The 12831-nt window shown below is 58.1% G+C and carries 13 protein-coding genes and 1 tRNA gene; 4 read left to right on the top strand and 10 right to left on the bottom strand.

Features of this window, described 5'->3' with window-relative positions; genetic code table 11:
• Positions 1-57: 57 nt before the first annotated feature.
• A complete protein-coding gene (gene phoB / locus ABMA60_RS08645) occupies positions 58-765 on the top strand; it encodes a phosphate regulon transcriptional regulator PhoB (RefSeq protein ID WP_392801585.1) in 708 nt (235 codons plus the stop codon).
• Positions 762-2081 carry a phosphate regulon sensor histidine kinase PhoR gene (gene phoR / locus ABMA60_RS08640; protein WP_392801582.1) on the top strand — a complete coding sequence of 440 codons (1320 nt, stop codon included), beginning with the start codon at positions 762-764 and terminating at the stop codon, positions 2079-2081. The genes phoB and phoR overlap by 4 nt, the downstream gene beginning before the upstream one ends.
• Here phoR and ABMA60_RS08635 read toward each other — a convergent pair.
• The 10 genes from ABMA60_RS08635 to ABMA60_RS08590 form a co-directional block, all read right to left on the bottom strand.
• A complete protein-coding gene (locus ABMA60_RS08635) occupies positions 2046-2966 on the bottom strand; it encodes a response regulator (protein ID WP_392801580.1) in 921 nt (306 codons plus the stop codon). The genes phoR and ABMA60_RS08635 overlap by 36 nt on opposite strands.
• Before the next feature lie 87 nt (positions 2967-3053).
• The gene (locus ABMA60_RS08630) at positions 3054-3884 is read right to left on the bottom strand and encodes a hypothetical protein (RefSeq protein ID WP_392801577.1); all 831 of its coding nucleotides are present in this window, start codon (positions 3882-3884) and stop codon (positions 3054-3056) included.
• Between the two features lie 426 nt (positions 3885-4310).
• Positions 4311-5111, bottom strand: coding sequence for a S1/P1 nuclease (locus ABMA60_RS08625; RefSeq protein ID WP_392801575.1), 801 nt, complete (start codon positions 5109-5111; stop codon positions 4311-4313).
• Positions 5078-5413: a DUF3392 domain-containing protein gene (locus ABMA60_RS08620; protein WP_392801572.1), complete on the bottom strand. Its 336-nt coding sequence runs from the start codon at positions 5411-5413 to the stop codon at positions 5078-5080. Before ABMA60_RS08620 ends, ABMA60_RS08625 begins: the two co-directional genes overlap by 34 nt.
• A gap of 173 nt (positions 5414-5586) precedes the next feature.
• Positions 5587-5662, bottom strand: a tRNA-Thr gene (locus ABMA60_RS08615).
• A 115-nt stretch (positions 5663-5777) separates the two neighbouring features.
• Positions 5778-6494 (bottom strand): phosphate signaling complex protein PhoU, encoded by a 717-nt coding sequence (gene phoU, locus ABMA60_RS08610; RefSeq protein ID WP_392801569.1) that lies wholly within the window; start codon positions 6492-6494, stop codon positions 5778-5780.
• Between the two features lie 17 nt (positions 6495-6511).
• Positions 6512-7387 (bottom strand): phosphate ABC transporter ATP-binding protein PstB, encoded by an 876-nt coding sequence (gene pstB, locus ABMA60_RS08605; RefSeq protein ID WP_392801566.1) that lies wholly within the window; start codon positions 7385-7387, stop codon positions 6512-6514.
• 32 nt (positions 7388-7419) lie between these two features.
• The gene (pstA, locus tag ABMA60_RS08600; protein ID WP_392801563.1) at positions 7420-8733 is read right to left on the bottom strand and encodes a phosphate ABC transporter permease PstA; all 1314 of its coding nucleotides are present in this window, start codon (positions 8731-8733) and stop codon (positions 7420-7422) included.
• A complete protein-coding gene (pstC, locus tag ABMA60_RS08595; RefSeq protein ID WP_392801560.1) occupies positions 8726-10114 on the bottom strand; it encodes a phosphate ABC transporter permease subunit PstC in 1389 nt (462 codons plus the stop codon). The genes pstA and pstC overlap by 8 nt, the downstream gene beginning before the upstream one ends.
• A 158-nt stretch (positions 10115-10272) precedes the next feature.
• Positions 10273-11319, bottom strand: coding sequence for a substrate-binding domain-containing protein (locus ABMA60_RS08590; RefSeq protein ID WP_392801557.1), 1047 nt, complete (start codon positions 11317-11319; stop codon positions 10273-10275).
• Between the two features lie 270 nt (positions 11320-11589).
• On the opposite strand from ABMA60_RS08590, the gene ABMA60_RS08585 reads away from it, so the two are divergent.
• Together ABMA60_RS08585 and ABMA60_RS08580 are read left to right on the top strand one after the other, a co-directional pair.
• Complete coding sequence (locus tag ABMA60_RS08585; protein ID WP_392801554.1) at positions 11590-12015, top strand: acyl-CoA thioesterase; 426 nt, start codon at positions 11590-11592, stop codon at positions 12013-12015.
• Positions 12016-12131: 116 nt separating this feature from the next.
• On the top strand, positions 12132-12812 hold the full coding sequence (locus ABMA60_RS08580; protein ID WP_392801552.1) for a TIGR00153 family protein: 681 nt from the start codon (positions 12132-12134) through the stop codon (positions 12810-12812).
• Positions 12813-12831: the final 19 nt, after the last annotated feature.

Genomic DNA, 12831 nt, shown 5'->3' with positions numbered 1-12831 from the left:
CACTGCTGTCATCAAAGCCGCGTCTAATAGTCACGAACGTGATAGCCGGGGTTACTCATGAACGCTCGCAGCATTCTTATTGTTGACGACGAATCCGCCATTCGTGAAGTCATTGCCGCCGCTTTGGAAATGGCGGGTTACCGCACGCTGGAAGCGGCCGATGCCACCGAAGCCCATGCGCTGGTGGTCGACCAGAAACCGGATCTGATCCTGCTCGACTGGATGATGCCGCAAGTCAGCGGCATTGAGCTGGCACGGCGTCTGAAGCGTGATCCGCTGACCGCAGAAATCCCCATCATCATGCTCACCGCCAAAGGCGAGGAAGATCACAAGATCACCGGTCTGGAAGCGGGTGCCGATGACTACATCACCAAGCCGTTTTCACCGCGTGAACTGGTCGCTCGTCTGAAAGCCGTGTTGCGTCGCGCTACACCGGCCGGGGTTGATGAACCCATCGAAATTCAGGGTCTGACACTCGATCCAGCCAGCCACCGCGTTTACGACGCCAGCGGCGAGTTGAGCATGGGCCCGACCGAATTCCGCCTGCTGCAATTCTTTATGAGCCACCCAGAGCGTGCCTACACCCGATCGCAACTGCTCGATCAGGTCTGGGGTGGGAATGTCTATGTCGACGAACGCACCGTGGACGTTCATATTCGCCGCCTGCGTAAAGCCCTGGGCTCGCCGCACGAGGCGCTGGTGCAGACGGTGCGCGGCACGGGATATCGCTTCTCCACCAAAGTTTCGGCACAATCGGCTTCATGATCCGAGATATCCGTCGGCCTTATTACCGCAATCTGCTGCTCTTCTTCGCCGCCGTCGCCACGGTCGGCTTCCTCTTGGGTTATCCGCTTCGGGCGTTGTTGGTGGCGTCCCTTGGCTGCCTGCTGTGGCAGTTGTTTCAGCAAGGCCGCTTGATCCAATGGCTGCGCAATGGCGCACGCTCCGAACCACCCGACGCCGGTGGCCTCTGGGGCATGGTATTCGATCACTTCTACAGCGTGCAGCGCGATCATCGTCAGCAAGTGCGGCACCTGCAAAACGTCATCAGCCGCATTCAGACCTCCACCCAGGCGCTACGCGACGGCGTTATCCAGCTGGATCGTCAAGGTGCGCTGGAATGGTGGAACCCGGCGGCCGAAGCGCTGCTCAGCCTGAAGCCTCAGGACCAGGGCCAGTTACTCACCAACCTGCTGCGCGATCCGACCTTTGTGCGCTTCTACAACAAGGGTGAAATGAGCGAGACGGTGCAGCTGGAAAACCCGGCCTTTCCGGATCGCTACATCGATGTTTCCATGACCATCTACGGCAAGGGCGAACGCCTGCTGTTGATCCGCGACACCACGCGCATCAAGCAACTCGAGCAAATGCGCCAGGACTTCGTTGCCAACGCCAGCCACGAACTGAAAACTCCGCTGACGGTGCTCAAAGGTTATCTGGAATCCATCCTCACCTTCGGTGGCGATCTGCCACCGGCGCTGAGCAAGGGTCTGACCAATATGGAAGCCCAGACTCAGCGCATGGATAATCTGGTGAACGATCTGCTGGTACTGACGCGGCTTGACGCCGAAGTACAGCATTCGGTGCGGCAAAGCGTGAATGTGGGTGAATTGCTGGAGAAAATTGCCGCCGATGCGCGCGAGCTGTCGAACGATCGCGGCCATCGCATCAGCGTGCAGCTGGACAGCGACGCCGCCTTACAGGGCGATGCCTCAGAATTGCACTCGGCGATCAGCAATCTGGTTTATAACGCCGTCAATTACAGCCCGGACGGCAGCGATATCGAACTGAAATGGAAAGCCTCGGCGGCGGGTGGTTTTATCGCCGTTCACGACCAGGGCATCGGCATCGACCCACGCCATATTCCACGCCTGACCGAACGCTTCTACCGGGTCGATCCGGGCCGTTCCAGCGCCCGTGGCGGCACCGGTCTGGGTCTGGCCATCGTCAAACACATCCTGCAGCACCACCAGGCACGACTGGACATTGCCAGCGTGCCGGGGCGCGGTTCGGTGTTTACCTGCTGTTTCCCGGCCGAGCGGGTGTTAGCGGCTGCGGAACGCTCCGACAAGACGGCTTAACACCGCCATCTTATCTTCGTCCTCATCGACAAACTTGACGCTGACGCGGGCGCGTCGGCAATCCTGACTGGGTTCCTGCAACGCAAGTCCAGTAACAAAACCATTAACCCGCGCCACCACACCTTCTTGTTCGGGGGCCTGGATATCGACCACCACCTGCTCGTGCAACACCGGCGGGTAGGTATCCTCAAAGGCGATCTGCACCGCCACTTCGTTCAGATTGATGTCCCGCAACAGACCCGCCCAGATCGATTGATTAGAGCGCAACGACACCTGCCAGTTCATCTTCTTGCGGTTCTGAGGAATCGGCGGGGCATTATTGTTGTTGGCCGAGGCCACCAGCTTGCTGCTGGGCGAGCCGGCAGTCAGCAAACTGGCCGCCGATGCCTGCTCTGCCGGCTTGCCACCCGTCAACAAGCTGGCTGAATCGTCACTGGATTTAGTCTGATTCATGGCCGAACGGCCTTTGAGAATGGCGCGAATCAGGTCTCGGTGATTGACCGACAGGGCTTTGAAAATTTTGCGCAGCAGCTGTTCGTTACTGAACGGTTTGCCGATGTAATCGTTAACGCCCGCTTCCACGGCTTTCACCACGTGGTCTTTATCGCCACGACTGGTCACCATGATAAAGGGCGTTTTATCTTCAGCTTCGACCTGCTCGCGATTACGCAGCCATTGCAGCAGTTCCAGGCCGGACAACTCCGGCATTTCCCAGTCACACAACACCAGATCGTAGCGTTTCTTGACCAAGAGCGCCTGAGCCTTGCTGCCGTTGACGGCCTCATCGATCTGACACTGGGTAAATTGACTGCGCAGAGCGCGCTTCACCAGATCCCGAATAAAGCCAGCGTCATCGGCCACCAGAAAATGTAGTGTCTGCAGCATTCCTTCCTTTCCTGAAAGAGCGGGCCAAGCCGCCAATAAATGTCGATGATAGTGGTTCAGGCTAGTTCAAGGCCAGCCTGTCTACCACTAGTCGGGATCAATTTGCAGTTGCCAGCGGTGAGCATCCGGCGTGATACAACCCAACTCCACCGAGCGAAACCGCATGTCGCGCTTCAGTGCACGAATGCCTTCAACGACCTCTTCGGGCGTCGCCACCGACCAGTAAATGGCCCGCACCAGATCACGGGCTATCGGCAAGGCGGGCTTGTCGCGATACTGCGGCGTGGTCTTAGCGGGCATCAACAACCGCCATTCCTGGTTATCGGCCTGGGAGACATGATCTTCAAGTAAACCCGGAAATGGATTATCCGCACTGACTTTAAAACGATGCGCCTGGCCATAGCGCACCGGCGCCAGCAACGACGGCCGCTCCTTAGTGCTGGCCAGCGACTTGTGCGCACTGTTCAACGCCACCGCCAAACCACTGAACCCCTCCGCCAAATCGCGCCAGCCGGCGTAGCACACCGGCGATGCGAATAACCGCAGCAACCGACCCTGGCCTTGCCAGCCGTTGTCATAATGCGGCTGCTCGCCATCCTGATGACGGCGCGCAGCGGCACGAATATCGGCCTCGATGGCACCGCCCTGAGCGCGAAAATGCTCGAAGCTGAGCAGGCCACGCACCGCCTCCGGCAGCGCTTCATACTGACGCTGCCACTCCGCCTCCATGGCCTCTTCGGAAACCGGACGCTGCTGCTGGCGCTGCTGCAGCCAGCGATCAAACTGCGCAAAGGGATAGGCCAGCGGTGCGCCCGGTTGCATCGGCAAATAGCCGGCCTTAAGCCAACTCAGCCAAGCGTTGGGGCCAAACGCATGTAAGCGCCCTCCGGGGCGGTCTGCTTGCTGGTTTTCCGACATGGGATGTAAGACTTTTCCTACAAAATGCGTACGCAAGCCGGTTGATTACACCGGCGCTTTTCATGGGTGCGCCAGACAAAGCGCCCGGCAACGGACCTGACCACTGAATCGCCTCCGATCAGCGACCGGGTACCACCGCAGTGTCCGTCAGGCAGGCCATATAATAACCATCGTGTTGTGGATGAACACCCGGGAAGCTCGCGGCAGGATGCCCAGCCACGGGAAGGCGCACAGATGCAGGAACCAGGACCGATACCGGGATTGGTATTTCAGGAAAGGGGCAGGACGCTCCTGTGCCAGGATGGCACCCGTTCAGGTACGAACGGCGCCTTTGGGCGGCGACAAGGGGAGGCTCGCCTCCCCTTGCAACTCGTCCGGCAACACGCACCTAATTCATCAGCTCACGCTTACCAACCAACTGCCCACTTAAGCATCGCCATAAATCGTATTCAACAGCGCCGCCAAGCGCACCGCTGCTTTTTTCAGTTGCACCTCTAATACCGGCAACGCCTCGCGTCGATAGGCGGCATCATATTCGCCGCGCACCGCCAGCGGATAGGCCACCTCCATGGCAATCTGATGCGTCTCCCAGGCCCAATCGACGACGCTCATCGAACTCAGCCACTGCTGCGCTTCTTCGTCGGTAATCTCCCGCTGATAACGCTGCGCCGTGGCAAACACCGGTGCATCCAGCTCGCGGTACAACGACTGGGTCCACACCCAGTTCAGGTTAACCCGCTCCAGCTCGCTGGTTTTCAGCGCAATCAGCCGCCCGGCCTGGTCACGCGCCAAACCCGCATTTACGGGAATGTGCAGGTCGGTCATAAAGTGAATCAGATACTGCAGCGCGCGGCGCTTTTCCGCCTTCTCATAGCTGTTGCGGATCAGCACCAAGCGGCTTTCCAAAATGGCACCCACCACACAGCGATTGCGCGGGCAGTGTTTGGCAGCCTCAAAGCCTTCATCCTCGGCATCGAACAGCACGGTGCGCAAATCCTCCGCCGGCGCATGCTCTTCCGCCCAACTGGCCAGGTTGACCAGATCGGTGCGCCAGTGCGGCCCATAGAGATCTTCCAGGCCGGCACGGGCTGCCTCGTTCAGCCGCAACTCCGCCAGCTGCACCACCAGCCGGTGGCCCTGCTCGTTAAAGGCGCTGGCAGAACCGGCCAGGCACAGCAGCAGCGCTGCCAGAATCAGCCGCGGCGACTGTTTTTCTCGGCGAGCCAACCGACCAGGAAGAAGGTGATAATAACGATCGGCGCCAGCCAGTAAGGCCCGGCCGACAGCAGAATGCGACGTACGAAGGGAATCAAAAAGACGGTCAAGGCACCGTATCCAAATGCACATAGGGCTACAAACACCAGAGTCCGAATGATGAAGTGCGCGCCCCGTATCATGCTCCAGACGGCGCGATTAAGGTTATTACCATAGATCACCAGCAAGGTGGCGACCAGAGCCGCCGCGACAAAGGTCAGATGCGGGCGGATCAAGCCGGACAGATACGCCAGCAGGTCGGTCAGAACAGACATGAATTGCTCCATCAGCCAAAGAATTCAGTCAGACAACACTGTCCAACAACACAACAGCCGATGACTCTACCACAAGGATAAAAACACCGGCATGACAGCGTTCGCGACTTGAGCGAGAGGAAAGCGAAGGCCAGAAACGACAAAACCCGCACAAGGCGGGTTTTGGGAAGAAGTGGTGCCGGCACCAAGAGTCGAACTCGGGACCTACTGATTACAAGTCAGTTGCTCTACCAACTGAGCTATGCCGGCAACGGCTGCGTAATATAGTGATTTGCAGTCGGGCCGTCAACATCCATTGCACAACAAGCAGTTGATTCCCAACGGTTTTTCAGCCTGAGCCGGTTGCCCGGCTCAGCTGCAGATATCAGCCCTTCTTGACCTGGGCAGCAACCTGCTCCAGGGCTTTGTGGCGGACGTCCTTACCTTGCACCAGGAAGATCACCGATTCAGCCACGTTGCGGGCGTGGTCGCCGATGCGTTCCATGGAGCGCAGTGACCACATGACGTTCAGGGCGCGACTGATGGAGCGCGGGTCTTCCATCATGGTGGTGATCAGCGAGCGGATCGCGGTGCCGTATTCCAGATCGACGGCTTTGTCCTGATGCAGCACGCTCAGGGCGCTGTCGGCGTCGAGTCGCGCGAAGGCGTCGAGTGAATGCTGCACCATCTGGCGCACCTGTTCGCCGATATGGCGCAGTTCCACGTAACCCTGAGGACCAGAGCCGGTATCGGCCAGTTCCAGCGTATGACGTGCGACCTTGGAGGCTTCGTCGCCGATGCGTTCCAGGTCGTTAACCGCCTTGGTGACGGCGATAACGAAACGCAGGTCAGAAGCCGCCGGATGACGTCGCGCCAGAATGCGGGTGCACTCTTCGTCGATGTCGATTTCCATGCTGTTGACCGTCTGATCGGTCTCAATGACACGCTGCGCCAGAGCGGTGTCCATGTCCATCAGCGCTTTGATGGCGTCTTCGACCTGCTGTTCAACCAGGCCGCCCATCTGCATCAGGTTTTTGCGCGCCTCTTCCAGTTCGGCGTTGAACTGAGTGGAGGTGTGCTTATCGAATTGCATCTTGTCCATGACGTTATCCTCTGGGATCAACCGAAACGACCGGTGATGTAGTCTTCGGTGAGTTTGTGGCTGGGCGAGGTGAAGATATGGTCGGTTTCGCCAACCTCGATCAGTTTGCCCAGGTGGAAGTAGGCTGTGCGCTGAGAAACCCGCGCCGCCTGCTGCATGGAATGCGTCACGATGGCGATGGTGTAGTTCTGCGACAGTTCAGCGATCAACTCTTCGATGCGCGCTGTGGCAATAGGATCCAACGCCGAACACGGCTCGTCCATCAAAATCACTTCCGGCGAAATGGCGATGGTGCGCGCGATGCACAGACGCTGCTGCTGACCGCCGGAAAGACCGGTCGCCGGCTTGTCCAGCCGGTCTTTGATTTCATCCCACAGACCGGCTTTACGCAGCGCGGTTTCCACCACTTCATCCAGCTCGGCGCGACGAGACACCAGGCCATGAATACGCGGGCCATAAGCGACGTTGTCGTAGATCGATTTGGGGAAAGGGTTCGGCTTCTGGAACACCATGCCCACCTTGGCGCGCAGCGCGACCACATCCATATGCTTTTTATAGATGTCTTCGCCGTCGAGCAGAATGTCGCCCTGAACGCGGCAGATGTCGATGGAATCGTTCATCCGGTTCATGGTGCGCAAAAAGGTCGACTTACCACAGCCGGACGGGCCGATCATGGCGAGCACTTCGTTCTTGCCGATGTCCAGGCTGACGTTGTCGATGGCCTGAGCATCGCCGTAAAAAACGTCGACCGAACGGGCGCTCATGCGCGGGTCGTCAACAAGGGCCGGGCCCACGGTGCCTTCCCAGTTTTCCAAAACGGGATGGCGGCTTTCCGGCTTGCTGATGGCGTTGTCGTCCATCGATTGATCCGTGTACTGGTTTGAAATTGTCATCTGTCACTCTCCAGTTCTAGCAAGGTCTGGCCTTACCAGCGACGCTCGAATTTTCTACGTAAAAAGACGGCCAGCAAATTCATCACTGCCAGGAAGCCCAGCAGCACCATGATGGCGCCCGATGTTTTGGCGATAAAGGCCCGCTCGGGGCTGTCCGACCAGAGGTAAACCTGCACCGGCAACACCGTGGATGGGTCGGTAAAACCGCCCGGAATATCGACGATAAAGGCAACCATGCCGATCATCAGCAGCGGTGCCGTTTCACCCAGCGCCTGCGCCATACCGATGATGGTGCCGGTCAGCATGCCGGGCATGGCCAGCGGCAGAACGTGGTGCATGGTCACCTGCATTTTGGATGCACCCAGGCCGGTCGCGGCTTCGCGAATCGACGGCGGCACGGCACGAATGGAAGAACGCGCCGAGATAATAATGGTCGGCAGCGTCATCAAGGTGAGTACCAGACCACCGACCAGCGGCGCCGAACGCGGCAGGCCGAAGAAATTGATAAAAACCGCCAGACCCAACAAACCAAAGACGATGGACGGTACCGCCGCCAGGTTATTGATGTTGACTTCGATGATGTCGGTCAGGCGATTTTTCGGCGCAAACTCTTCCAGATAGATGGCCGCTGCGACGCCGATCGGGAAGGACAACAGCAAGGTCACCACCAGCGTATAGAAAGAACCCACCACCGCGCCCCAGATACCCGCGGTTTCCGGGTCACGCGAATCACCGTTGGTGAAAAAGACCGTATTGAACCGACCTTTCAATTCGCCGGCTTCTTGCCAGCTGTCAATCCAGCCCAGTTCCTGATTGCTGATGCGGCGTTCGGACTCCGGCAAATCGCGGTCGATGATGCCTTTGCGCAGCAAATCCAAGTCATCATCAGCCAGCACCCAGAGGCGCTCGGTCTGACCCAGCAGTTCGGGATGAGCCTTAAGACGGTCGCGCAGTCGGTATTCGGCCGAACCACTGACCAGAGACGTCAGCGCGCGCGTATCCTGACGGCCGGACACCTCCGGGAAGCGGTCCAACAACGCCTGGCGCACCACACTGCCGTAATCGCCCTGGCTCAATTGATCCGGATCGGTGGCGTCGTCGATGTACAGCACTTGCGGATCGTAGGTGACTTCCAGCTCCACATAGGTGGTCCAGAAAGCCGACAAACCCTGGCTGAAAATGGTCGACAACAGGATCACCAGAAAGCCCAAACCGGCCGCGATGGACGCAATACCGTAGGCCTTGAAGCGCCACTCGCGGGCATAACGCGCCTTGAGTTTGGCGTGCAGACGTTCCTGCTTGACGCTTGCCAGTCGTTCGATGGCGTCGAGTTTTTGATCAGTCATATTGCTCGCGGAACCTCTTCACGATCGCCATGGCGACGACATTCAACATTAGGGTGGTAAAGAACAGCATCAGACCCAGCGCAAAGGCGGACAGCGTTTTCGGGCTGTCGAATTCCTGGTCGCCGACCAGCAAGGTGGCGATCTGCACGGTCACGGTGGTCACCGCTTCCAGCGGATTGGCGGTCAGGTTGGCAGCCAGACCGGCCGCCATCACCACGATCATGGTTTCACCGATGGCGCGCGACGCCGCCAAGAGAATGCCGCCCATGATGCCCGGCAAGGCGGCTGGGAAAATCACCTGACGGATGGTTTCGCTGCGCGTTGCACCCAAGCCATAAGAGCCATCACGCAGGCTGTTGGGAACCGCGTTGATAACGTCATCGGACAACGAAGAAACGAAAGGAATGATCATGATGCCCATCACCAGACCGGCGGCCAGCGCCGATTCGGCGGAGACGCCATCGAAGCCGATGCCGGCAAACACATCGCGCACCACCGGCCCCATGGTCAGTGCCGCGAAGAAGCCGTACACCACCGTCGGAATACCGGCCAGCACTTCCAGCAGCGGTTTGATGATGCTACGGACGCGCGGTTTGGCGTATTCGGCCAGATAGACCGCCGACATCAAACCGATCGGCACCGCTACGAACAAGGCGATGGCCGCGATCATCAGCGTACCGACGAACAGCGGTATGGCACCAAAGGCACCGGACGAGCCGACCTGATCGGCACGAATGGCGATCTGCGGGCTCCATTTGGTACCGAAGATAAAGTCGAAGAACGGAATGGCCTGGAAGAAGCGGATGCTCTCGAACAATACCGACAGGATGATGCCGATGGTGGTAAAGATGGCGATGGTCGAGCACAGCAACAGCAGGCTCTTCAGAACGAATTCAAACTGCGGGCGGGCACGCAAGGTCGGCCGCGTGACCAGCCAGCCGACCACAGCACCGGCGATCATGGTCAGCAGCGTCAGCACCACTTTGAACAACTGACTGCGCTCACGCATGTGCTCAAGCAGTTCGGCGGCCTGGATCAACATCGGATCGGAACCGGCCAACAGCGAACCGGAGTTGATGTTCTGAATTTTGGCCAGCGTCAGGTTCATCTGCGGCGAGCCCATCTGACCGTAACTGTCCGGCAGAAAATCCATCACAGCGTTGATGATGATGCGTTCTTCCAGGCCAACCCAGACCATCAGCAACAGGAAGCCGGGCAAGACAGCCCAGACCGCCGCCATCAAGCCATAGTAGTTAGGCAACGAATGCAGGTATTTGATCTTGGCAGCACCGCCGACCAACTGGATGGAACGCGCCCGACCCAGGGTGTAAGCAAGCGCCGCCAGAGCCACCATAACCAGCATCAGCGTCGAGGTTTGCATCAATAGAGCTCCAAAGTTAGCGATATGTCCGGGTTAATCAGCGCACGCCCTGACTAACCCGGAAACACCTGACGGTCGACTATCTCTAACCACCATGTTGAAACAACAACGGGAGAGCCAGTGGCTCTCCCGATCAGTCACTGCATCAAACCGGGCGCTTAGAGTTCCAGCGGTTCCAGATTGTCGACAGCCTTTTTCATGCGCGAGTATTCAGCGTTGTCCAGCGGGATCAGACCACGGTCAACCAGGTAACCGTTAGAACCGATGGCACGACGGTTGGTGAACTCGGCAACGTATTCTTCAACACCCGGGATCACGCCAACGTGCGCTTTCTTAACGTAGAAGAACAGCGGACGGGAAACCGGATATTCACCACTGGCGATCTGTTCGAAAGTCGCTTGCACGCCTTCTACAGCAACGCTCTTAACGCGGTCAGAGTTCTGGTCCAGGAAAGAGAAACCGAAGATGCCCAGGGCAGTCGGGTCGTTTTCCAGACGAGAAACGATCAGGGTGTCGTTTTCACCGGCTTCGATGAAAGCGCCGTCTTCACGCATGGTAGCGCAGACTTCACCGAACTTGTCTTCATCGCTGTCTTCCAGAGCGGCGATGGCGTCAAATTCAGCACAGCCTTCTTCCATAACCAGTTCAACGAAGGCGTCACGAGTACCGGAAGTCGGCGGCGGACCGAAAACGCGAATAGCGTGGTTCGGCAGGTCGCTGCGGATGTCACTCCAGTTTTCGTACGGGTTTTCTACCAGACCATTGCCGTTCGGGTTCGGCACAGTAGCCGCCAGCGCCAGGAACAGTTCGGCTTTGGAAACGTTCATGCCTTCGCCGTTAACGCTTTCAGCAACAGCGATGCCGTCATAACCGATCAGCACTTCAACAACTTCTTCTACGCCGTTCGCTGCACAGGTTTCCAGCTCGGAAGCCTTGATGCGACGAGAAGCGTTGGTGATGTCAGGAGTGGATTCACCCACGCCCTGGCAGAACAAACGGATACCACCACCAGAACCGGTTGATTCGATAGTCGGGGTAGCATAAGAAGTGGTCTGACCGAACCGTTCGGCCACAACAGTGGCGAAAGGATAAACGGTCGAAGAACCGACGATGCTGATCTGGTCACGGGCTTCGGCAAAAGCGGTGCCGGACAGAGACGCGGCCATAGCTGCCACCAGGGTGGCGCCAATCATTGTTTTCTTCACTGGTAACCTCCAGTTAGTTCATCACTGAGTGAAGCCCCGACCTTTCCCCTTGGAAACGCCAGTGGCTTCATGGGCTCGCAAGGGATGCTAGGTGCGTCGGATGACAACTGTATGAACTAAAGATGACAGTATTATGACAAGCTGTCATTGTCGTCTTTGCGACTATCAATGGCCGGTTTTTGACCATATCCAAGCCACGGCGACGCCGTTATACTGGCGCTCTTATCAAAACAACTATCCACCCAACAACGACAATAACGAGCCAGAGTCATGAGCAAACTGGACGCCACCAATCCAGAACCCCGCGGTGAATTGCAATTACGCGTCGTCGCTCAACCCAAAGACACCAACACCAACGGTGATATTTCCGGTGGTTGGCTGGTCACTCATATGGATATGGCCGCCAGCGTTGCCGCCGGTCGCATCGCTCGGGGCCGCACCACGACTATGGCCATCGGCGATATGGCCTTTGTCCGGCCGATCAAAGTCGGGTCGGTGATCTGCTGCTATACCCATATTCTGGGCATGGGCCGTTCGTCCATTCGCATCGGCGTGGAAGTCTGGTGCCGCATGCCCGAAGACGCCGAGCGACAGAAGGTGACCGAGACCGAATTCGTCTACGTCGCCATCGACGAACAGCGCCGCATTCGGGCGCTGCCGCAAGCGGATCTGGAAGTCAGCCTGAGTAATCACTGAGGCGGACGCACCCGCCGTGCTGTTTTGTTGTCCGCATTTTCTGCGCTGATGACATTTTTATTACAGAAAAAGGCCTCTATAATGCGCGCCCAGTTCGCATAACAGAGGACAGCGACATGGCTGCCGACAGTCCATTGATGGCGCTGTTTGGCCGATCTCCGGTCAAGCCCATTCAAGAGCACATCAAAAAAGCCCACGCCTGCGCCGAACGCCTGCTCGACTTTTATGACACCGCGCTCAGCGGTGACTACCAAGCTGCCGAACAGGTTCGCCTCGATATTGCCGGATTGGAAAAAGACGCCGACAAGCTGAAAAAGGACATTCGGGTTCATCTGCCCAACAGCCTGTTTATGCCGGTGCCCCGTTCGGATCTGCTCGAACTGGTCACCCAGCAAGACCGCCTGGCCAACCGCGCCAAGGACATCGCCGGCATCATGGTCGGTCGTGAAATGGCCATTCCCGCACCGCTGCAACCGCTGATGCGTGAATACCTGGAAGCGGCCATCGCGACCAGTGCCAAGGCCGCCGACGCTTTGGCCGAACTGGACGAATTATTCGAAACCGGTTTCGGTACCAAGGAAATCACTCTGGTGTCCAAACTGATCGACGCTCTGGATGATCAGGAACACCGCACGGACGAATTGGAAATCAACATCCGCAAGGCCCTGCGTGCCGTGGAATTGGATCATCCGCCCATTGAGGTGATGTTCCTCTACCGCGTCATCGAGTTGATCGGCGATCTGGCCGATGTCGCTCAGCGCGTAGGCGCCCGCCTGCAAATCCTCATGGCTCGCTGATTCAGCGGGCCTTTCTTTT

Source organism: Saccharospirillum sp. HFRX-2 (genome assembly GCF_043196805.1).
Lineage (GTDB): Bacteria > Pseudomonadota > Gammaproteobacteria > Pseudomonadales > Natronospirillaceae > Saccharospirillum.
Note: the sequence above shows the minus strand (reverse complement) of the source record. Positions and strands in the feature narration are given on the sequence as shown.